This is a genomic window from Sphingobacterium pedocola (genome assembly GCF_015209965.1).
GTDB lineage: Bacteria > Bacteroidota > Bacteroidia > Sphingobacteriales > Sphingobacteriaceae > Sphingobacterium > Sphingobacterium pedocola.
The window spans coordinates 41,011-64,558 of record NZ_MU158691.1 but is presented as its reverse complement, the minus strand read 5'-3'; the positions used below and the strand labels follow the sequence as shown (position 1 = coordinate 64,558).

Genomic DNA, 23,548 nt, shown 5'->3' with positions numbered 1-23,548 from the left:
TTCTTAACGCAAATCCAAAAGCTTTCTTAACGCTACATCGACCTAGGTCGTCCTTTTAAATTCAGCTGAAATACAAAAATAGAAGTATAATAATGCACTATCCTTACAACTTCGACAAATGTCGCCTCAGCCATTTGCCAATAGCAGGAGGAAGCACGAACCATGGTGGCAAATGGGTACAGCGACGAGTTTTGCCTACTTTTGCGGTCAAACCCTCGAAGAGGTCTCTTGAATGCAATTGAATACTAATGTTAATGAAAAAAGTAGGATGGCTCTCGCCGGCATAGAGGCGAAAAGAATATGAATGAAAAATAGGTTCATTAAAACTGACCGTAAAAAACATCTATTGTGGTACATTTCTTCTTGATATTGCAATTAAACAAAAAAATAGCTAGTTTTGTTCCTCCAAAACCCTTTTTGTATGTAAGAGCAGATTTCTTTCAAATTATATCAGACACAAACGATACCTCGGTATAGTTGCATGTATTTTTATTACCGCTGAAAGAAACAATATGCTTATTTTACAAAACATTTCCTACACACATCCGAATAAAGATCTATTGTTTGAACACATCGATCTCACCGTCAATAATCACGAAAAAGCTGCGCTAATTGGAAACAATGGCGTCGGAAAGTCTACTTTATTGCGCCTAATCGCAGGCGAACTGGAAGCTTCTGCTGGTACAGTAATCAAATCCGATTCCGCTTACCACATTCCGCAAGTCTTCGGACAATTTAACCACCTGTCGGTTGGTGAAGCGCTACAAGTAGCGGATAAGCTACGGGCTTTTTATGCTATTTTAGAAGGCGACGCAACAGACGAGAATTTATCCATACTGGATGATGACTGGACAATTGAAGACCGTTGTCAAGATGCACTACGGGTTTGGCAACTCGATGATATTAACTTATCAGATTCGTTGGCCGATCTGAGTGGCGGCCAAAAAACCAAGGTTTTCTTGGCCGGGATAACTATACACCGGCCCAAATTCGTTGTAATGGATGAACCAAGCAACCATCTAGATGAAAATAGCCGGCAGCTGCTCTATGATTTTATAACGCAGCAGACCGCTACGATGATTATAGTAAGTCACGACAGAAGGCTTCTGAATTTATTGGACAAAATTCATGAACTAAACCCCAAAAACCTCGCCACCTATGGTGGCAACTATGAATTCTATACTGCACAGAAGAAGTCCGAACAGGAAGCGCTCCAACATGACATCAAAAGTCATGAAAAATCGTTAAAGAAAGCGAAGGAGAAAGAACGCGAAACGCTGGAGAGACAACAAAAGCTCGATGCAAGGGGTAAAAAGAAACAAGAAAAAGCGGGTCTTCCGACGATTGTAATGAATACCCTTAAAAACAATGCCGAACGGAGTACATCGAAGATAAAAGGTATTCATACTGGAAAAATAAACAGCATATCGCTAGAACTGTCCAATCTTAGGGCGGAACAAGCCGATATAGATAAAATGAAATTCAATTTCAGCTCCTCTAATTTACATAACGGAAAAATTTTGTTTGAAGCCTCGAAAATTAATTTTGATTACGGCAAGGGGTCTATTTGGCATTCCCCGCTCTCTTTCCGAATTGTAAGTGGCGAACGTATTAGCTTATACGGTGCGAATGGTTCAGGTAAGACAACGCTGATAAACATCCTATTGAATAAACTTAGTCCAACAATAGGCGTATTATCTCGCACAGCTAAAAAATCGGTTTATATCGATCAAGACTATTCTTTAATACATCCCAAACGATCTGTTTACGAGCAAGCCCAGGAATATAACAGTTCTGCCCTACTCGAACATGAAGTAAAAATCCGATTAAGTCGCTTTTTATTTGACGAAGATACCTGGAACAAAAGCTGTTCAATGCTGAGTGGCGGAGAGAAAATGAGGTTAATATTATGCTGTTTGACACTCGACGATGAATCTCCAGATATTCTTATCCTCGATGAACCGACTAATAACTTAGATATTCAAAATATAGAGATACTTACGACTGCTATCAATGCCTATCACGGAACATTATTGGTAGTCTCGCATGACGCGACCTTTAGACAGCAAATTAACATAGAACGGGATCTGGGGTTGGCTTGAGCTAAGGCATATAGATCATAAAGAGGGCGTCCACAAGCAAGGCATCGTCATCGCGAACTTAAGGAACGATGGTGAAGCAATCTAACGATCTTAAAAACGCAGATTGCTTCGTCATTCGTTCTCGCAATGACGCATTTTTTGTAAGCGATGACCTTATTAAGACAACTCCTTATATTTCTAGCCTCTGCTGTTGTAGTTTGGAGCTTCTTTGGTAATCTGTATATTATGTGGATGTGACTCCCGTAAGCCCGCCCCCGTAATCCGTACGAATTGTGCTTCCTGAAGTTTTGCTATAGAAGCAGCTCCGCAGTATCCCATAGATGCGCGCAGTCCGCCAATATATTGATACACAACTTCAGCTAAAGTACCCTTATAGGGCACTCGACCCACGATACCCTCCGGCACTAATTTCTTGATATCTTCTTCTACATCCTGAAAATAACGATCTTTAGAGCCTTTTTCCATTGCTTCGACCGAACCCATACCACGATAGGATTTAAATTTACGTCCTTCCAATAAAATGGTTTCGCCCGGTGCCTCTTCTACCCCAGCGAAAAGAGAACCTGCCATTATGGTATCTGCTCCTGCAGCGATTGCTTTTGCAATATCCCCGGTTTGTTTGATACCACCGTCTGCAATAAGAGGAACCCCCGTACCTTTTAAGGCCTTCGCAACCTCGTATACCGCATACAACTGTGGCACACCGACACCTGCAATAATACGGGTCGTACAAATAGATCCTGGGCCAATACCAACTTTAACGCCATCCGCCCCTGCTTCAGCCAATGCTTTTGCAGCTGCCCCTGTAGCGATATTACCAACAATAACCTGTAGATCTGGATAGATTGATTTTACCTCTTTCAGTTTATTGATAACCCCTAATGAATGGCCATGCGCCGTATCGATAGTAACGACATCGACTCCAGCCTTTACCAATGCGTCCACCCGTTCTACCGTATCTGCTGTAACCCCTACTGCAGCGCCAACCAACAGTCGGCCATGACTATCTTTGGCCGCATTCGGATAGTGTTTATATTTTTGGATATCTTTAAACGTAATTAATCCTTTAAGGACATAATTGGCGTCTACTACAGGAAGCTTTTCAATTTTATAATTTTGAAGTATTTCTTCCGCTTGCACCAGATCCGTACCCTCGGGAGCAACGACCAAGTTATCCTTCGTCATCAACTCACTAATAGGTCTGGCCATGTCCTTTTGAAAGCGAAGATCCCTATTCGTTACGATCCCGACCAATCTTCCATCAAGATCAATAACAGGAATACCGCCGATTTTATGTTCTTTCATTATAGCAAAAGCATCACCCACAGTAGCATTTTTCAATAAAGTAACCGGATCCTGGATCATTCCGCTCTCCGAACGCTTTACCTTACGTACTTCTGCCGCTTGTTGATCAATAGTCATGTTTTTGTGCAACATCCCTATTCCACCCGCTTGCGCTATAGCTATAGCCAAATCAGACTCCGTCACAGTGTCCATTGCAGCCGATATAAATGGTATATTAAGCTTAATTTTTTTAGTGAGGTATGTACTGGTATCTACATCTCGAGGTAGAATCTCTGAATACGCTGGGATCAATAAGACATCGTCATATGTAAGTCCTTCAGCTACGAATTTTTGTGGATCTAATTGCATGGCAAATACGTTCTGGGTTTTCTATTTGCCAGGCAAAATTACAAAAAAATACGTCTCTATCAAATAAAAACTAAAATTTAATGATAAATGACAATCCGATTATAATCATAAAAAGAGCGCCAAATGATATCGCCTTGCTCACTTTGGCAAGCTCTTTGCGAAGTATCGGAAAGAATACGTTTAATTAACAATAAATTTATACAGATGAAAAAAATAATACTATCCATGTTTGCAGCCTCGGCGCTGACCATAGCCACACACGAGGCAAATGCACAGTCGTACAAAACAGCGTTAGGATTAGCTATTGATCTTGGCGACGGTGCTACTTTATTTGGCCCACAGATCAAGCATTCATTTGATGGGACAAATGCCGGTAATGCACAGGTGTTGTTTGGAGACCATGTAACTATCATCGGAGCAGATTACTCCTATAATCAGCCCTTCCGCGGAACGAATGGATTGGGATGGTACGTAGGGATCGGTCCGCAGATCGCTTTTGTTGACCATTGGGGAGACGATGATCATGCCCATTTTGCAATCCGCCCGGCGGCAGGTCTAGAATATAAAATTCCGACGGCTCCCTTAGCTTTTCATTTTGACTGGAAACCGTGGTGGAACCTTTCGCATGAGTCGGATTTCGAACCTGCTCGATTTACATTAGGCTTCAAATTTACCCTAAGATAATTTTATGAATTCGCGAATTCGCAAATAGGCGAATCCGCGAATTCATCCATCTATCCCACAACGAATTTGCCTCCTGGCAAATCAACCTCTGCCTATCTGCGATTTTTTAAACAGATATCTTCGATTTTAGTTTTGGTTATACAAAATTTTTATACCTTTGCGGTTCTTGGTAAATTATTTTTTATCAGCTAAAACAGTAGAAAACATAAACTATATCAAACTAATACACGAATACAAAAATGCAGAGTAAAGGGCTGATTAAATTTTTGGTAATAGTGGTATCATTAGCATGCCTCTATTCCCTATCATTCACATTTGTGACACGCAAAGTAGAGCGTGATGCTGCATCATATGCAGGCGGCGATATGGCTAAGGAAAAAGCCTATTTGGATTCTATAGCTAGCGAGACCGTATTTAATTTAGGAATTGCTAAGTATACGTACAGGGAGTGTAAAGCATACGAACTAGCACTTGGCCTCGATCTTAAAGGGGGTATGAACGTTACGATGGAAATCTCTTTAGACGAGTTGATCAGTAACCTGGCCAATAAGACGAAAGACGAAAAATTCAACACGGCCTTACAGCAAGCAATTCAAAAAAGTAAAACTGCAAACAGATCTATTGTAGATTTATTTATTGAGGAGTACAAAGCAACAGGAGCATCTACTTCATTGGCTACTTTTTTCGCGACCAAAGACAATGCGACTTTAATAAAAGCGACGAGTTCCGACAATGATGTTAGAAATTTCCTACAAAAGGAATCTGACAATGCCATTCAAAATTCTTACAAAGTATTACGTACACGTATTGACAAGTTTGGTGTTGCTTCTCCAAACATACAAATTCAACAAGGTACCAACCGTATTCTTATTGAATTACCAGGGGTAAACGACGAGGCACGGGTACGGAAATTATTGCAGGGTTCGGCAAAACTAGAATTTTACGAAACACATGACAATTTACAGGTATACCCTTTACTCGAAAATGTAAACCGTACACTGGCGGGAACATTAAAAGCAACAGAGACGACGCCTAGCACTGCATCTACAGGAGATTCTACCGCTGTCGACTCGACAGACAATGAAGATAATTTACTGGCAAACCTAGGGGCAAATAAGTCTGAAAGCACCGATTCTTCGGCTATATCAGCAAACCTTGCGGCAGAAAACCCATTATTTAGCGTTTTAAATCCGGCTGTTTATACCGCAGAAAACGGCCAACCTCAATTGGCCACCGGCCCGATGGTAGGTATGGCGAACCTAAAGGATACAGCTAAAGTAAATGCTTACTTGGCTAGACCGGAAGTAAAATCTATCATTCCATCAAACATCAAATTGCTTTGGGCCGTAAAACCGGAACAACGTACGCCTAATGCACTTTCGCTTTATGCCATAAAGCCAGCTCCGGGAGACAACCCAGCTGTATTAACAGGTGATGTAATTACTGATGCGACAGATAATTTTGATCAAAACAACACACCTGTGGTGTCCATGAGTATGAACTCTGTTGGAGCTCGTGAATGGCGAAAAATCACAGCGAAAGCTGCTCAGAACAGAGAAGCTGTTGCGATCGTGTTAGATGGTGTTGTATATTCCGCACCGTCGGTAAACGAAGAAATCCCTAACGGAAGTTCTCAAATTTCGGGTAGCTTTACCATTGAAGATACAAAAGATTTAGCCAACGTATTGAAAGCGGGTCGTTTACCGACTACAGCTAAAATCGTTGAAGAGGCTATTGTTGGACCTTCACTAGGTCAGGCTGCCATTGACGCAGGTGTTAATTCCGCGGTCATCGGTATAATCGTTGTAATGATCTTCATGATTGCCTATTACAATCGTGCGGGTGTTGCAGCAAATATTGCCGTTCTTTTCAATGTATTCTTTTTGATGGGTGTATTGGCATCCCTTAACGCCGTTTTAACGTTACCGGGTATTGCAGGTATCGTATTAACGATGGGTACAGCAGTGGATGCCAACGTACTTATTTATGAACGTATACGGGAAGAGTTACGCTTGGGTAAAAGTATTCGTCAAGCGATCGCTGACGGTTACAAACATGCATTACCTTCTATCCTCGATTCACAGATTACGACGTTTTTAGTAGGTATGGTTTTATTCTTTTTCGGTAGCGGACCTATCTTGGGATTTGCAACGACATTGATGATCGGTATTATCACTTCCCTATTTACTTCGATCTTTATCTCACGCTTGATTTTCGAATACATGCTGGATAAGGATATGAAAATTTCGGTTTCTTTGCCATGGTCGGCTAATACATTGCAAAATGCAAATTTTCAATTTATCAAAAAACGTAAAACTTTATATGGTGTATCGTTAGTTGTTGTTGGCCTTTGTATCGTTTCGATCTTGACAAAAGGGTTTTCGTTAGGCGTGGATTTCCAAGGTGGACGTACGTATACTGTAAACTATGCGAATTCGGTGAATCTAGAGGAGATTCGTCAAAATCTAGACAATACATTTAATTTAACGACGGAGGTCAAAACATTTGGTAGTGCGAATCAGGTTCGGGTTACGACGACATATCATATCAATGAAACTTCGGATGAAGCGGATGAAGAGGTATTAGCAAAATTAAACGAAGGTTTATCGAAGGTTGAAGGTAATAAATACGAAATTTTATCGTCACAAAAGGTCGGACCATCCATCGCTACCGACATCAAAGATAGAGCATGGTGGTCAGGTATTATTTCGATATTGATCATTGCCGCTTATATATTGGTCCGTTTTCGCAAATGGCAATATTCAATTGGTGCAGCGATTGCGACAATACATGATGGTATAATAATATTGGGATTATTCTCTATTTTGGACGGAATCGTACCTTTTTCATTGGATATCGACCAACATTTTGTCGCGGCTCTTCTTACCGTACTCGCTTATTCTGTGAATGACACGGTAGTTGTGTTTGACCGCGTGCGGGAAGATTTGACGAAACCTGGTGCGTACAGCAAAAACTTCGGAGATATCATTAATCATGCAATCAATACTACACTTAGCCGTACGGTGATTACCTCATTAACGATTATATTTGTATTGGTAATCTTATTTATATTTGGCGGAGAGGTGATTAGAGGTTTCTCTTTCGCAATCTTGGTTGGTATTGTGGTTGCAACCTACTCTTCTATCTTCTTGGCGGCACCTTCCGTGTATGATTTAAGTGGAAAGAAACATTTTACCACGTCTACGGACACGAAAGCTAAAGTAGTCACTCCTTAATCGGATTAAAATATTAGTTCAAAAGGCTACCTAAACAGGTAGCCTTTTGTTTTGAGATACAATTAGTTCTTATTGTTGTTAGGATAGTAGCTATTGACATTAAAGGAAGGATTAAATTAGACATTTTTATGCGCCTCTATCGCCGGCGCAAGGCGACTTCTTTTTCCTAAAAAGAAGCAAAAATCGTCGCTGTGCCGGCTCGACAAGATGGTTCACCATTCCTGCTATTGTCGACCCACCAAGGCGACATTTTTCGTGTATGAACGGATAGTGCTTTAATCTTAAATATTACTTTATGCTTCAGCTAAGACTTAAAAGGGCGACCTAGGTCGATGTAGCGTTAAGAAAGCTTTTGGATTTGCGTTAAGAACAGGTCCCCGAAGTGAAATGGCTTGGAGCTGTTTAGTAAATCCAAAAGCTTTTAGCGTAACATTGACCAAGTCTTGACTTTTTTTGCTTCGTTTTTTTGGTCAAACAAAAAAATGAAGGTCCTGTCGTGGCAACGACGGAAAGCCGGTGCGATGGACAAACTAAAAATTGGATAATTTAATCCTTCCTTTTATTATACCTTCCTTTTAAAGGACTCGTCTACATAAAATCCAAACCAACTATTTTATCAGATGGATATCAAAAAAGCAATCTTTACATATTAGAAAGCGGATTTTTTTTAGCTTTGCTTAAATTTCAATATCATATTCTCATGATGAACACAAAAATCGTAGTATATCTTGCACTTGGAAGCGCGTTGGCATTTGGAGCTTGTACAAACAACGCAAATACGAAAGCATCCGCCCCAGTAAATGATCATGAAGATCACAATCATAACCATGATGGTCACGAAGGTCATGAACACCACACAGATCATAATCATCCGGTAGAACCGACGGCTGGTTCACAAAAACAATCTACCGTTGCTCCAAAAACAGTAGATCCAATCTCAAACATACCTCCATTTACCTTTTACAAAGTAAAATCGGGAGTTTCGTTTACAAATGCAGACCTCGCAAAAGGTAAGAAAACCATCTTCGTGCTTTTCGATCCGGGGTGTCATCACTGCCGCGATGAAGCCGCTGCGCTCGCGAAAAATTACACTAAACTTAAGGACATCAACCTCTATTTTGTATCTATGAATGACCCCGCTTTGATGGCTACATTCTTAGCGTCATTTGCGAAGGAATTGGTAGACAAGCCGAATGTTCAGGTATTGTACGATAGAAATCAGGACTTTATTCAGAAATTCCATGTACCAAGTCAATTCCCCGCAAATTATGTTTATGATGTCAATGGTAAACTTCAATCCTATTGGGAAGGTGAGAAGAATATAAATGAGATCATTACTTTATATACGAAGTAAATGAGAATTGCCATAAATGGTTTCGGGCGTATAGGAAGACATACATTACGGAATTTAATAACAAGAGGAACCGAACATGTTGAAGTTGTGGCCATTAATGATCTCACTGATGCAAAAACGCTGTCCCATTTGTTTAAATACGATTCTGTTCACGGCCCTTTTCCCGGTACGGTAAATTATACACAGGATACGATCGTCGTTGATGAAAAGAACATCACCACGCTCAGTATTAAAAATCCAGCGGATTTACCGTGGAAGGAGTTAAATATAGATGTGGTAATAGAATCTACCGGTTTGTTTACCTCAAAGGAAAAGGCGAGTCTCCATCTAGCAGCGGGAGCGAAACAGGTCGTTATTTCCGCTCCTTCTCCAGACAGAGAGATCCCTACTGTCGTGTTGGGAATAAACGACTTTGATTTTGATTGGAATACGCCTATATTTTCGAATGCCAGCTGTACAACTAATAATGTGGCCCCTCTGGTAAAAATATTAGATGAAAATTGGCAGATCCAGGATGGATATATTACGACTGTACATTCCATGACAGGCGATCAAAATCTGCATGACTCCCCACATCGCGACCTCCGTAGAGCGCGGGCAGCCTCTTCTTCCATTATCCCTACAACTACTGGGGCAGCCAAAGCCATTACAAATGTATTTCCGCATTTAGAAGGTAAATTAGGAGGAGCAGGAATCCGGGTACCGGTGCTCAACGGATCGCTTACAGATTTTACATGTACACTTTCAAAAAAGACCACCGTAGACGAGATCAACGCTAAATTCAAAGCAGCTGCAATGTACGAACTCAAAGAGGTCTTGTATTATACCGAAGACCCTATTGTCTCTGTGGATATCATCAACAATCCGTATTCTTGTGTATTTGACGCACAACTTACGTCTATCGTAGGCGGACTGGTGAAAGTTGTGGGCTGGTATGATAATGAATTTGGCTATTCCAACCGGCTGGTTGATATTTTGGATAAATTGAGCAAGAGATGATCCGCTTTATAAAACCTGAACAAACCTTGCCCTTACGTTCGCTCGTGCTACGTAATGGACTTCCTGAAGATCAATGTATCTTTGATCATGATCTACTACCCACAACCTTCCATATGGGGTATTTCGATGACAGCGACAGGTTAGTTTGTGTACTGACCTGTATGAAAGAAAACCATGGCAAATTACCCAAAGCTGGCTACCGATTAAGGGGGATGGCTACACATCCTGATCATCTCCGTAAAGCTTATGCCGGAAACCTATTGAGGGCCGCAGAATTGCATTTAAAAACCCAATTACAAGTAGATTACTTTTGGTTTAATGCGCGCGCTATCGCCTTTCCATTCTATGAAAAATTGGGGTTCGAATTCATGTCAGACGAATTTGATATTCCCGGGATCGGACCTCACAAAGAGATGTTCAAACTCCTCTGACAACTTCAATTTAACCCGGACTCCATATTAGCAATTCCTTCGCCCATACTTATTAGAATAGGTATAGGTAAATCTTACAAATCAATTCCGTAATTCCACAACAGTTATTCCCAATATTGTTATCAACTTTGTATTGTAAATAAAGCAATCAAATTATGGCTACAAATAACAACAAAGAAACAGTTTACATTCCTTTAGAAGATGTGGAAAGTGAACACTGTGCATTGATCGTCGAAAAAGGATTGGCAAAGGTTGATGGTGTTGTATCTCAAAAAGTAGAGCTGAATAACCGCAGGGCGGCCATTACCGTTGCAGACAATGAAACGGTAAGCAAGGCAGTGAAAGCTATTAAAGACTTGGGATATGGTGTCCCAACCGTTAAAAACACCTTTCCGGTTTTGGGTATGACTTGCGCATCGTGTGCGGGTAGTGCTGAAAATATCGTAAAGTATGAGTCGGGTGTGATTGAGGCTTCTGTGAACTATGCAACAGGAAATCTGATGGTTGAGTACCTTCCAAATATGACGAATGCTTCCAATCTGCAAAAAGCGGTACAATCCATTGGTTACGATTTATTTATAGAAGACGACAACGAGCATCAGGAAACCCTCGAATCCCTACACGAAAATAAATTCCGTGCCCTAAAAATCAAAACCATTTGGGCCGTCATCCTTTCCATACCTGTGGTAACGATTGGCATGTTCTTTATGGATATGCCTTACGGCAACGAAATTATGTGGGTATTTTCCACTCCTGTGGTACTTTGGTTGGGTAAAGATTTTTTTATCAACGCGTGGAAACAGGCCAAGCACCGTTCTGCCAATATGGACACTTTGGTAGCGCTGAGTACTGGTATTGCCTATCTTTTTAGTGTGTTTAATATGCTGTTTATGGATTTCTGGCACCAACGCGGATTACATGCACACGTTTATTTTGAAGCAGCAGCAGTAATTATCGCATTCATTCTTTTAGGTAAATTATTAGAAGAAAAAGCCAAAGGAAACACCTCTACTGCCATAAAAAAACTGATGGGTCTGCAACCAAAAACGGTGATGGTGATAGCCCCAGACGGAACCGAAAAACAAACAGCTATTGAGGATGTAAATGTCAATGACATAATCTTGGTAAAACCCGGCGAAAAAATTGCGGTGGATGGCATGGTAACTACCGGTAATTCGTATGTGGATGAAAGTATGCTGAGCGGCGAACCTGTTCCGGTATTGAAACAAGATGGCGAAAAAGTATTTGCCGGAACCATTAACCAAAAAGGCAGCTTTCAATTCAAAACGGTGAAAGTAGGTAAAGAGACGATGCTTGCCCAAATCATTAAAATGGTGCAGGATGCACAAGGCAGTAAAGCACCCGTCCAAAAATTAGTTGATAAAATTGCGGGTATTTTCGTCCCGGTGGTTATCGGTATTGCCATTCTCACATTTATTTTATGGCTTATTCTGGGAGGTGATAACGGTCTAGTACAGGGATTGTTAGCAGCCGTTACGGTATTGGTTATTGCTTGCCCTTGTGCATTGGGATTAGCTACACCAACTGCGATTATGGTGGGTGTGGGTAAAGGTGCGGAAAACGGTATTTTGATTAAAGATGCGGAAAGCCTTGAATTAGCTAAGAAAGTTAATGCGATTGTCTTAGATAAGACAGGAACAATAACAGAAGGAAGACCCGAGGTAACGAGTATTCAATGGTTGAACAATGATGATACAACCAAAACTATTTTGCTGAGTATTGAAAAACAATCAGAACACCCTTTGGCGGAAGCCGTCGTGAAAAAATTGGAAGGAGCTGCGACCACTCCCTTATCACACTTTGACAGCATTACGGGAAAAGGAGCAAAAGCCAATCATAATAATGAAACCTATTTTGTAGGAAATAAAAAACTTTTGGCCGAAAATAATATTGCGATTGCTGACCAACTGCAAAACCAAGCCGATGAATGGGGTGAACAATCCAAAACGGTAATCTGGTTTGCAAATAGCAAACGGGCGCTTTCTGTGATTGCCATTTCGGATAAAATTAAAGAAACATCAGTTCAGGCAATTAAAGAAATGCAGGATATGGGTATCGAATTGTATATGCTTACCGGCGACAATGAAGCGACAGCTAAAGCGATCGCTGAGCAAACTGGTATCTTGCATTACAAAGCCGAAGTACTGCCACAGCACAAAGCCAACTTTGTAAAGGAGCTGCAACAGCAAGGCAAAATAGTAGCAATGGTAGGCGACGGAATTAATGACAGTACCGCCCTGGCGACAGCCGACGTAAGTATTGCAATGGGTAAAGGAAGTGATATCGCAATGGATGTTGCCAAGATGACCATTATCTCCTCAGATCTTACCAAGATACCACAAGCCATACGTTTATCTAAACAAACCGTGGCCACCATTAAGCAAAACCTCTTTTGGGCATTTATCTACAACCTGATCGGTATTCCTCTCGCTGCCGGAATATTATATCCGATCAACGGATTTTTACTAAATCCGTTGATTGCAGGGGCTGCAATGGCTTTAAGCAGCGTAAGTGTGGTGAGTAATAGTTTGAGACTGAAATGGAAAAAGTAAAGCGCAAAGGGGAAGGGAAATTGTAATACAAATTAGTTACATTTCTCTTTCCACACCTAATCCAAAAAGGGCGAAATCGTATTTGACAGGATCTTTCGGATCCAACAACCTTAGGTTTTCTGTCAATTCGATTGCCGTTTTCCAATTCACCTTTTCTAGGGTGATCAAACGAAATTTGCGTGCCACTCGTTCGACATGAACATCACAGGGCGCAATCAATTGACTGGGTAAAATACGATCCCAAATTCCAAAGTCGACACCATGTTCATCTTTACGCACCATCCAACGAAGAAACATATTCAGACGCTTACATGTAGATTTTTGAAGAGGTGAACTGACGTGTTTACGTGTTCTTAAAGGGTAATCGGGCAAGGAAAAAAAATAGTTTTTGAACTCGTTCAATGCCTTCTCTACCGAAATGGTTTGAATCCCCTCCTGCCCCATGAGAAATGCATCTTCCAATGAATCGAAGCGATGGTAATGGTACCGAAAAAATGAGATAAAGTACAGTAAATCCGTATCATTAAATGTACGGTGCTTGAAACCTAAAAGATTTTTGAGGTCTTCGTCCTGATGATTGCGTATAAAATGATACGGATCTCCGTTCATTCGATCGATAAGCTCATTGCATTTGTTGATAATAGTCTTCCGCTGCCCCCAAGCTAGTATAGACGCAAAAAAGCCCATTATTTCGATATTCTGTTTCTGCGTAAACAAATGAGGAATACAGATGGGATCATGGGTGATGAAAGCAGGTCGATTGTACTGCAGAACTTTCGCTTCTAAAAAATTTTTAATATTAAAATCTGACATGCTAGGACTTAGGAGCTAGGAGTTAGAGACTAGGAGTTAGGGATTAGATATACGTATTTAAGCACTAAGACAATACCTGTTTCAAATCGTCGATCAAGTCTTCAGCATCTTCTATTCCCACTGACAAACGCAATAAATTATCCACTACACCGACTTTTTCACGTGTTTCTTTCGGTATAGAACCGTGGGTCATGGTAGCGGGGTGGTTGACTAAAGACTCCACACCACCCAGTGATTCAGCAAGGGTAAACACCTTAAACAGTGAAGCGATTCGAAAGGTTTCCTGCAGGTCAGCTTCTCTCAATACGATGGAAATCATCCCGCCAAAATCTTTCATTTGCTTCTTCGCTATATCATGCCCCGGATGGTCTTCAAATCCGGGCCAGTAGATTTTCGCTATCTTTGGATGATTTTTCAAGAATTCAGCAACTTTTCGTCCATTTTCGCAATGCGCTTGCATCCGTAAATGTAGTGTTTTGATCCCACGCAGCGCTAAAAATGAATCTTGAGGTCCGGGAGTACCTCCTATGGCATTATAAAAGAAAAATAATTGCTTATATAAATCTTCAGAATTCATAATCAGGGCTCCCATTACTACATCGGAATGTCCATTTATATATTTTGTAGCCGAATGCATGACAATATCTGCGCCTAAATCCAACGGATTTTGTAAATATGGAGAAGCGAATGTATTGTCGACAACATATAATATATCCCTTTCTTTGGCAATCTTCCCAATTTCTGCGATATCTGCCAATTTCAATGTGGGATTAGTTGGTGTTTCAACCCAGATTAATTTAGTCTTTTCGGTAATCCCGCGACGAACTTCTTCGCTGTCCGATGTATTTACGAAAACAAATTTGATACCATACTGCTCATATACTTTTGTGAATATCCGATACGACCCACCATATAGGTCATCGCCTGTTACAACTTCATCTCCAGGTTTTAACAAACGTAACACACAATCTGTAGCGGCCATACCGCTAGAGAATGCTAATCCAAATTGACCGTTTTCGAGTGCGGCTAAACAATCTTCCAACGCTTTTCGGGTCGGATTAGTACCTCTGGAGTATTCAAAACCTTTATGATCTCCTGGAGAGGCCTGCTTGTAAGTAGAGGTCTGATATATAGGTGTCATTACGGCCCCTGTGCTGGGGTCTGCATGTTGACCGGCATGAATAGCCTTTGTTGCAAATTTATATGCCATAGCTTTAAGTTTGAATGCTTAAAAGTATTAAAAATTTAAAGGAGAAGGGTACAAAAATGTATATTCTAACGTTTGAATGACGCGATCAGAAGATACTATTTTTTGTGTCATCTGCTCAGGTTCAAAAGATCTGGGTAGCTCGTATCCATACTTGGTAGCAGATGCGACTATAATTTCTTTTTTTAAGGGGTGCTCAGGACAAACAATGTTAAACAATCGATGTGCGAAATGCGTAGCAAAAGCCAGAAAAATAAGCTGTATTACATCTTGGATATGGACAAAATTTGCGGGTTGATTACCTGTTGTACAGATTTTGCCAGCAAAATACTTGGCAAATATCCGATTCTTCCCGAAAAGTCCGCCTAACCGGAATACGATCGTCTGTGGCAGTGATGTCATCTTTTCTTCCGCTAAAAGAAGTAACGGATTTAACGCTTCTTTATCACCGAAATACTCATCAATCACTCCGTCTATGTTTGGATATATCCCAATCGAACTCAGGAAAATATGTTTACTGTACTGTAACAGGCGAATAAAACTCAAAACGTTGTTAAATCGCTGCGATATCGCTTCTACGGTATTTTTAGAACTGGCAGGGACACTTGTTAAGATATAATCAAATGTATCGGGCAAGATATCCGGCACTTGCTTAACATGATCAAAATCCAACAAGAACGAAAAAATACCATCGCTTTTCAAACGATGGTATTTCTCTATATTGGTCGTACTTGCCCATACTTCTATTCCCTGATTTCGACATTGAATGGCGAATTCCTCCCCTACCCAACCGCAACCTAAAATAAGCACCCTCGTGGTCTTCACATTTTTCTTTTTTGGACTAAACACCAATCACTAGTCACCAGTCACCAATCTAATACGCTTTCGCAAAAAGTACACGCTGTGTAGATGGTTTGCCCGTAAAAACACAGATCCCTTCCTCCACTTTGTTATCCAACGGAATACATCGAATGGTCGCTTTAGTTTCCTCTTTTACACGTTTTTCTGTTTCTACGGTACCATCCCAATGACAAGAAATAAATCCTCCTTTCGATTCGAGGATTTCTTTAAACTCATCATAGGAATTCACTTCCGTAATATGACTATCTCTAAAGTTCAGTGCCTTCTGATAGATATTAGTCTGGATTTCATCCAATAAGCTTTCGATCTTTGCTGAAAGACCTTCCTGCGAAACCGTTTCTTTGGTTTGGATATCACGTCTGGCCAATTCCACCGTACCATTTTGCATATCACGTGCACCCACAGCCACACGTAGAGGCACACCTTTCAACTCCCATTCTGCAAATTTAAAGCCTGGGCGTTGCGTATCCCGATCGTCAAATTTGACTGATACACCGATCTCTTTAAGCTCTGCCATCAATGTACCAACGAAAACATCTATTGTCGCTTTCTCTTCTTCTGTTCTAAAAATCGGCACGATTACCACCTGAATTGGCGCTAATTTTGGGGGTAAGATCAACCCTTGATCATCCGAGTGAGCCATAACAAGTGCGCCCATCAAACGGGTAGAAACACCCCATGAAGTAGCCCATACATGCTCTAGTTTTCCTTCCTTAGACGTAAACTTGACATCGAAAGCTTTCGCGAAATTCTGTCCTAAAAAATGAGAAGTTCCTGCCTGCAATGCTTTTCCATCTTGCATTAGTGCTTCAATACAGTAGGTATCCAAGGCTCCGGCGAACCGTTCATTTTCGGTCTTACGGCCACGAATTACAGGTACCGCTAATATATTTTCGGCAAATTCAGCGTAGACATCCAGCATCCGCTCTGCTTCTTCAATCGCCTCTTGCTCTGTGGCATGTGCTGTATGGCCTTCTTGCCATAAAAATTCGGTCGTGCGCAAAAACAAACGCGTACGCATTTCCCATCTGACAACATTAGCCCATTGATTTACTAAAATAGGAAGATCTCTGTACGATTCTATCCAACCTCGATAGGTATTCCAAATAATCGTTTCTGAAGTTGGTCTGACAATTAGTTCTTCCTCTAATTTTGCATCTTCATCCACGATGATATTGCCATTGCCATCATTTTTTAAACGGTAATGTGTCACCACAGCACATTCGGTTGCAAATCCTTCTACGTGCGATGCTTCTTTCGAGAAAAACGACTTTGGAATAAATAATGGAAAATAGGCATTGCTGTGTCCCGTTTCTTTGAACCTTTTATCTAAGATGGCCTGCATTCTTTCCCATATTCCGTATCCATATGGTTTAATGACCATACACCCTCTCACAGCAGCATATTCTGCTAAATCTGCTTTGATTACCAAATCATTATACCATTGCGAATAATCCTCACTACGGCTTGTTATTCCTTTACTCATTTAAATTTTTAACTATTTTTATTGTAACAATATATTATAGATTCTCGTTTTCTTAACGCGTCCTTGACAAGGCAAAAATTAAATTCCAGATTTTATTTATATTTTTGTTAAGTGGCGTTAAACCCTAATTTAAAAACTGCGTCTAAGTTAATAAATAAGACTGGATTATCTAAAGACTCTGGAAGGAAAGATTATCATGAAATTAAAAACAAATAGATTATTAATAGGCGGATGGGCATTAGCAATTGTTGCGGCACTTAGCTCATGTTCCACTAGTAAACAAATAACTTACAAGGATGATGTATACAATAATCAATCCCGCGCCATTGCCCAACAAGTTTATCAAAGCCCTGATTATTATTATACAGATGAAAACTATGTAGAAGAAGAATCAGTTGAAAATGAAAATGGATATTATGCAGACGAGTATTCTGATCAAGAGTATGTGGATGGTGAATATGAAGATTTAGAATACGCGAACCGTATTAATCGCTTTTATTACGCCACACCAGGTATGGGTTATTACGATCCATTTTTTGATCCGTGGTATGGCTATGGTGGATTCGGAATGGGATTCTCAAATTGGGGATGGGGATCTGGTTGGTCTATGGGCATGGGATGGGGCAATCCATACTTCGGAATGGGATGGGGAAACCCTTATTATGGAATGGGATGGGGCTATGGCGGTTTCGGTTATGGCGGATTTTGGGGACATAATTCCTTTTACAACAGGTGGGGACATCCATACTACGGTCACGGATTTGGTGGCTATCCAAGTTACGGCTATGTCGGTAGATCTTCGCGTGTATCGGATAGATCAGTTTCAAGAGATCGATTCAATACACGGGCAAGAAGTTCTAACGTAAGATCCAATAATGCAGTGAGCCGTGATGCAAATGGCCGTATTGTCACTGGCACGAGAAGTGCTTCAAGACGTAATACCGAAGGTGTAAGATCTTCTACAGGAAGCCGAGTAGGCACAGGTACTTCACGTACAAACAGTAGAAATACAATTGGAACTGGAAGAACAACTGATGGCAGACGCCCTGTGGCTGGTTCAAGAAATACAACGGACGGCAGGAGATCCACTGTTGGTTCATCAGGCCGGACGAGAACGTCTACTGCACCGACAGGGACCAGAACCTCTACGACCAGACCGGGCAACACAAGAACGTCGACTGCTCCTCCTTCGACAAGACGTACGGAGGCTGCACCGCAAAGAAATTCGCCTCCTCCTAGATCGAACAGTGGAGTATCACAAAGCTCGCCGAGTAGAAGTAGCGGATCCTCAATGTCCAGCGGAGGTTCTTCACGAGGAAGTTCCGGCGGCGGCGGCGGATCGAGATCATCGGGATCATCAAGACGATAATAATAAACATATCCCAATAGCCAATATTTGTTAAATTATATTGGCTATTATTTTAACAACATACTATTATAAATAATGACATTAAAAAACTTCATATTATCCGCATTCGTTGCGAGTACATTTTGGGGAACCGTTCAAGCTCAATCCCTAGGTGATGCCATTCTATTTTCCCAAGAAAACAATGGTGGATCCGCGCGCTTCAAAGGATTAGGAAATGCACAGACAGCATTAGGCGGTGACGTCAGTACCATTACGGGAAATCCAGCTGGATTGGGATTCTTTGGACGGTCGGACGTGTCGATAACATTTAATTACTTGCAAAATAAAAATAAAACGGCATTCGAAGGTCTCAATACAACCAGTAATAAAGGCAACTTCGGCGTGGATCAAGCAGGTATAGTTTTCCATTTTCCTACACAAAAATCCGGAAATTTGAGTAGTGGTATCTTAAATTTCAACGTGGGCCTAAGCTATGACAAAACCCAAAATTACAACAACCACCTAAAATACGAGGGAAACAACATGAATTCTTCTATCGTAAATGGGCTGACGGATATCATGGATGGCAACGCTGATTTCAGTAGCGATTTCAGTGGATCTGGTATTGTTGAACAATTCGGCGATGCAACCAAGGGATACTTTCCGCTTGCCGTAGAAAACGGTTCGAAAAACCAATACAACGACATTCTTCAAAAAGGAAGCCGTTCCAAAACAGCCATTGCATTCGGTGCGAACCACAGCAATAAATTCTATTTTGGAGCTACCCTAGGGATTACCTCTTTCCGTTATGAAAGATCTTCCCAATTTATTGAAAACGGCTGGACAAAGGATAGAGCTGCGATCTTGGCAGATAATCCTAATTCTGATTTTGCAGATCCTACCAACGATAAATATGATTATGTAGAAGCGAGTTACGAATTGTTTGACAATTTTTCGCAGGTAACGGAAGGTTCGGGGGTTGATTTAAAATTAGGTGCGATATACAAACCTGCTGCCGACTGGAATATTGGATTGACCATCAGCACGCCGACTTGGACTACCGTAAAAGAAGATACAGAAGCCTGGACGGACATCGACTTTTACGACGATGAAACAACGGCAAATTCCTTCGCATCTTACGAATCCAAGCTTTACCCTAGTGGCACGGATTACCAGCTCAATACACCCTGGAAATTTGCTTTGGGACTTACAAAATTCTTCAGTAGAGGGTTGATTAGCGCCGATGTGGAATATCTGGATTACAGCACGATGAAATATAGTACCAGCAGTGGAAGTTATTCGGGAGGCCGTGATTTTCTGGATCTGTTGAATTCCACCAATGACGCTATTAAAGACGAATACCAAGGTGTAGCGAATGTACGTGTCGGAGGAGAATATCTTTTCAACAATATAATCAGTGGACGCGCTGGGTTTAATTACTTCGGCAATCCCTACAAGTACGCGGACGACACCAATTATAGCGGTAGCTTAGGATTGGGTTTTAAGATAACGAATTCTACTTATCTAGATGTTGCCGTCGTACATCAGATAAATTCATACAAACAAAACCCGTATACTGTTAACGAATCATTTTGGGGCGTAGCAAGTCCGGTAGCGAGTATCGACCACAACCGCACCAGTGTACTATTAACATTGGGTGCTAAGTTTTAAAGAAAACATAAAATAACAACGCCAACCCCTAATGGGTTGGCGTTGTTATTTTTATCAATACCTACAAATAATTAACCCGCTCAGTTTTCAAATCCGTTTCTACTGGTATATGTTGATATTTTGACATGCAATAGCTCGTAGAAGGTAATAGCATAAAAATAAAAATCCCCCACCAAAACCCAAATAAATTCCCCACAAGTATACTGAGTACGAACACCAAAATGGGATACGAAAAGAGCAGAGCTCCAAAAAGTAATGAGTCAAAGAAGATGGTTCCTTGTGTTTTCTTAGCAATATAATTCTTCCATAATTTATAGAACCAATATTGGGTATAATAACCGATTTTAGCAGGAACAAATAATAACTTTCTCTTGTTTTCTGCCAGTACATTTGGCTTCAAAGGCACTCCCGGTATGTTCTTTTTCAGTGCTTCCTGGGTGAGCGCAATAATGGATTCAATTTGTAAAGAACCGTTTTCAATATATTCTGTCGAATCTATCGTATGCAACGCTTCAATAGACACACTCTTGGGCACGCTTAAAAACGAATTATAATTCAGGGCGTAGGACTGTATCTGTACAGGAATGTTCCGCTTATAGGATCGTTCCAAAAGCACAGAGAGGCCATTTCTCATAAATGGCTGGAGATACCAGAGATTATGCGATTTACCTTCGGGAAAAATGAGGACATGCTTGCCATCCCTTAAAACCTGCATACATTCATCGTAGGTAAATTCATTTTTCACGGCATACTCTGGGTCGTCCGTCTTCTTGTAAATCGGTCGCATATATAGCGCCCTTAATACGACATTAACAAAAGGATTTCGGAAAACATCCCCTCTTACAAGATAATGAATTTCTACGGGGGCATAAGCTGCAATCAGCAATGCATCAAAAAAAGAATTGGGATGATTGGAAAGAACAAGTGTGGGCCCTTGAAACTTAGCTTTCCCCAAATGCATTGGCCGTAGATCTGCAATATACCATTGCAGTCCGATTTTGATAAAATTTCGCAATAAAGAATAAAGCATATTTAATACATATGTTATAAATGTAAATAAATTTACGCAAACAAACTTCAACTTAATCCTCGCGCATAGATTCCGTAATTTTTTGAATATTTAAACTATTTGCCATAGCGCTGAAAATACGGTGGTACGTATCCTTGTTATCATACAGTTCCTCATGTGTACCATCTTCAACAACACGTCCTTTTTCCATTACAATAATATGTTCGGAATCAATTATCTGAGAAATGCTGTGTGATACAACAATCACCGTGCGTCCTACCTTGATCGCATCGAGACTATTTTTAATTTGCTCTGTTGCAATAGCATCTAAATTAGCCGTAGGTTCATCTAGAAAGATAATTGAAGGATTCTTTAAGAACATGCGTGCGATAGCGATTCGTTGCTGCTGTCCACCAGATAGCAGATGTGCTTCTGAATTGTATCCGTTTGGCAATTCCAATACCTGCTCGTGGATATATGCCTGCTTTGATGCTTCAATAACTTCTTCCATCGTCGCATCGATTTTTCCATAACGGATGTTATCGGCTATACTCCCTTTGAAAATATGATTGCGCTGTAAAACGAGTCCTACATTTTCACGCAGATACTCCGTATCGTATTCCTTTAAATCAACGCCGTCAAGCAAGATTTTACCAGTAGTAGGTTCGTAAAATTTGTCCAATAGATTTATTATGGTACTCTTTCCTGCACCCGACAGTCCGACCAAAGCTGTATTCTGATTGGGTCTGATAATCATATTTACACCGCTCAGTGCTTTATGGCCATTAGGATATTCGAAATCAACATCTTGAATTTCGATTAAACCTTTAATGTTAGCGGGGCGATAACGTCCACTTTGTTCTTTTTGATCATCTGCTTCCAATATACCAAAAAAGCTTTCCGAATAAATTAACGCATCGTTGACCTCATCATATATACGATGCAATTGTCTTATCGGAGCTGAAACATTGTTGAACAACATGATATGAAACATAATCGCGCCTAGCGTCATTTGCTCATTAAGCACAAAGTATGCCGTCAAAATAATGACAATTACAATTCCGATCTGCTCAATAAATCCTTTGATGCTATCAAATAGAAAACTCGTTTTACGCGTGGCCATTTGATTCTCTGTCATATCATATTGAATCTTTTTGTGCCGGTCGGCCTCTATCTTTTCAGTGACAAAGGACTTAATAACGGTGATCGAATCTATTAAGTTTATAATTTGATTACTCTTATTTTCACGATAACTACGCATGCTGCGACGGAACCCCGATAATCGCCGTGCCTGCATCTGCGAAACGAAGAAGTAGATAGGAATAATAATCAAGCCTACGAGACCGACGTAAAAATTAGCCAGAAACATACAAATCAATGCTACAATAGCGTTAGCGAACAGCGGCAAAATATCAATAAAAAAATTCTGTACTAATCTGGTAAGGGAACTGATACCGGCATCTATCCGGGTCTGCAGCTTACCTGATTCATTGACAGTGGAGGTGTAGAACGCCAATTTATAAGTCAAAATTTTATCTACGATTGCTTGGGAAAAATCCCGCGCGATCATAATACGTAGCTTTTCGCCGTAAAATTTCTGACCGAATTGGACACATGAGTAGATAATTTCTTTAGCCAAAAGAATGATGGAAATAATCCCCAAAAGGTGGACCCCCTGCCCTAGCGGAGTTCGGGCGACCAACAAATCGCTGATACTGTCTACGGTATATTTTAATATAAAAGCATTTACCTGCGCCGCAAAAGAACCAATAACAGTTAATATTAATGTATAAAAAATTAAGTTTTTGTAAGATTTCGTAAATGGAACGATCTTTTTAAACAACTGCGATATGGTCATACTGCTTATACTTGTTAATTGATTACTAGTTTAATCCGTGATACATTATAAAAAAAACCGACTTAATAATGTCATACTGAGGCTTGCCGAAGTATCTGGACAGTTATCAAAGTAGTTTTTTGTTCCTTATTCATTCGTGCTTGTATTAAACGGCATGAATGATTGCTTCGCCATTCCTTTCGTCAGGATGACAAATTAATACATATGCACACGGATCAATAAACTATCTAAAATTATATATTAAGTTATCTCCCGAACAATCC

At 40.6% G+C, this 23,548-nt stretch carries 16 protein-coding genes; 9 read left to right on the top strand and 7 right to left on the bottom strand.

Annotated features, from left to right (window positions below):
* The first annotated feature begins 512 nt into the window (after positions 1-512).
* Entirely contained in the window at positions 513-2,102 is a 1,590-nt protein-coding gene (locus C4F40_RS16285) for an ABC-F family ATP-binding cassette domain-containing protein (RefSeq protein ID WP_196940487.1), read from the top strand.
* A gap of 177 nt (positions 2,103-2,279) precedes the next feature.
* Here C4F40_RS16285 and guaB read toward each other — a convergent pair whose 3' ends face one another.
* Positions 2,280-3,755 (bottom strand): IMP dehydrogenase, encoded by a 1,476-nt coding sequence (gene guaB / locus C4F40_RS16280; protein WP_196940486.1) that lies wholly within the window; start codon positions 3,753-3,755, stop codon positions 2,280-2,282.
* A 204-nt stretch (positions 3,756-3,959) separates the two neighbouring features.
* Between guaB and C4F40_RS16275 the strand changes: the two genes are divergently transcribed.
* The 6 genes from C4F40_RS16275 to C4F40_RS16250 all read left to right on the top strand — a co-directional run bounded on the left by C4F40_RS16275 (position 3,960) and on the right by C4F40_RS16250 (position 13,032).
* Complete coding sequence (locus tag C4F40_RS16275; protein WP_196940485.1) at positions 3,960-4,439, top strand: hypothetical protein; 480 nt, start codon at positions 3,960-3,962, stop codon at positions 4,437-4,439.
* A gap of 239 nt (positions 4,440-4,678) precedes the next feature.
* Positions 4,679-7,675 carry a protein translocase subunit SecDF gene (gene secDF, locus C4F40_RS16270; protein ID WP_196940484.1) on the top strand — a complete coding sequence of 999 codons (2,997 nt, stop codon included), beginning with the start codon at positions 4,679-4,681 and terminating at the stop codon, positions 7,673-7,675.
* A gap of 700 nt (positions 7,676-8,375) precedes the next feature.
* Positions 8,376-9,029 (top strand): peroxiredoxin family protein, encoded by a 654-nt coding sequence (locus tag C4F40_RS16265; RefSeq protein WP_231390098.1) that lies wholly within the window; start codon positions 8,376-8,378, stop codon positions 9,027-9,029.
* The gene (gene gap / locus C4F40_RS16260) at positions 9,030-10,028 is read left to right on the top strand and encodes a type I glyceraldehyde-3-phosphate dehydrogenase (protein ID WP_196940483.1); all 999 of its coding nucleotides are present in this window, start codon (positions 9,030-9,032) and stop codon (positions 10,026-10,028) included. It begins immediately after the preceding gene.
* The gene (locus C4F40_RS16255) at positions 10,025-10,459 is read left to right on the top strand and encodes a GNAT family N-acetyltransferase (protein ID WP_196940482.1); all 435 of its coding nucleotides are present in this window, start codon (positions 10,025-10,027) and stop codon (positions 10,457-10,459) included. The genes gap and C4F40_RS16255 overlap by 4 nt, the downstream gene beginning before the upstream one ends.
* A 155-nt stretch (positions 10,460-10,614) precedes the next feature.
* Positions 10,615-13,032, top strand: coding sequence for a heavy metal translocating P-type ATPase (locus tag C4F40_RS16250; RefSeq protein WP_196940481.1), 2,418 nt, complete (start codon positions 10,615-10,617; stop codon positions 13,030-13,032).
* Between the two features lie 36 nt (positions 13,033-13,068).
* Here C4F40_RS16250 and C4F40_RS16245 read toward each other — a convergent pair whose 3' ends face one another.
* The 4 genes from C4F40_RS16245 to proS all read right to left on the bottom strand — a co-directional run bounded on the left by C4F40_RS16245 (position 13,069) and on the right by proS (position 17,399).
* Positions 13,069-13,845 carry a TIGR02757 family protein gene (locus tag C4F40_RS16245; protein ID WP_196940480.1) on the bottom strand — a complete coding sequence of 259 codons (777 nt, stop codon included), beginning with the start codon at positions 13,843-13,845 and terminating at the stop codon, positions 13,069-13,071.
* Between the two features lie 64 nt (positions 13,846-13,909).
* The gene (locus tag C4F40_RS16240) at positions 13,910-15,055 is read right to left on the bottom strand and encodes a cystathionine gamma-synthase (RefSeq protein WP_196940479.1); all 1,146 of its coding nucleotides are present in this window, start codon (positions 15,053-15,055) and stop codon (positions 13,910-13,912) included.
* Positions 15,056-15,082: 27 nt separating this feature from the next.
* Positions 15,083-15,877: a Rossmann-fold NAD(P)-binding domain-containing protein gene (locus C4F40_RS16235; RefSeq protein WP_196940478.1), complete on the bottom strand. Its 795-nt coding sequence runs from the start codon at positions 15,875-15,877 to the stop codon at positions 15,083-15,085.
* Between the two features lie 49 nt (positions 15,878-15,926).
* Complete coding sequence (gene proS / locus C4F40_RS16230) at positions 15,927-17,399, bottom strand: proline--tRNA ligase (protein ID WP_196940477.1); 1,473 nt, start codon at positions 17,397-17,399, stop codon at positions 15,927-15,929.
* A gap of 196 nt (positions 17,400-17,595) precedes the next feature.
* On the opposite strand from proS, the gene C4F40_RS16225 reads away from it, so the two are divergent.
* Both C4F40_RS16225 and C4F40_RS16220 read left to right on the top strand, forming a co-directional pair.
* Positions 17,596-18,768: a hypothetical protein gene (locus tag C4F40_RS16225; RefSeq protein WP_231390097.1), complete on the top strand. Its 1,173-nt coding sequence runs from the start codon at positions 17,596-17,598 to the stop codon at positions 18,766-18,768.
* A gap of 75 nt (positions 18,769-18,843) precedes the next feature.
* On the top strand, positions 18,844-20,418 hold the full coding sequence (locus C4F40_RS16220) for an OmpP1/FadL family transporter (protein ID WP_196940476.1): 1,575 nt from the start codon (positions 18,844-18,846) through the stop codon (positions 20,416-20,418).
* A gap of 61 nt (positions 20,419-20,479) precedes the next feature.
* Here C4F40_RS16220 and C4F40_RS16215 read toward each other — a convergent pair whose 3' ends face one another.
* Together C4F40_RS16215 and C4F40_RS16210 are read right to left on the bottom strand one after the other, a co-directional pair.
* Positions 20,480-21,448 (bottom strand): 1-acyl-sn-glycerol-3-phosphate acyltransferase, encoded by a 969-nt coding sequence (locus C4F40_RS16215; RefSeq protein ID WP_196940475.1) that lies wholly within the window; start codon positions 21,446-21,448, stop codon positions 20,480-20,482.
* Between the two features lie 52 nt (positions 21,449-21,500).
* Positions 21,501-23,285 (bottom strand): ABC transporter ATP-binding protein, encoded by a 1,785-nt coding sequence (locus C4F40_RS16210; RefSeq protein WP_196940474.1) that lies wholly within the window; start codon positions 23,283-23,285, stop codon positions 21,501-21,503.
* Between the last annotated feature and the right edge of the window lie 263 nt (positions 23,286-23,548).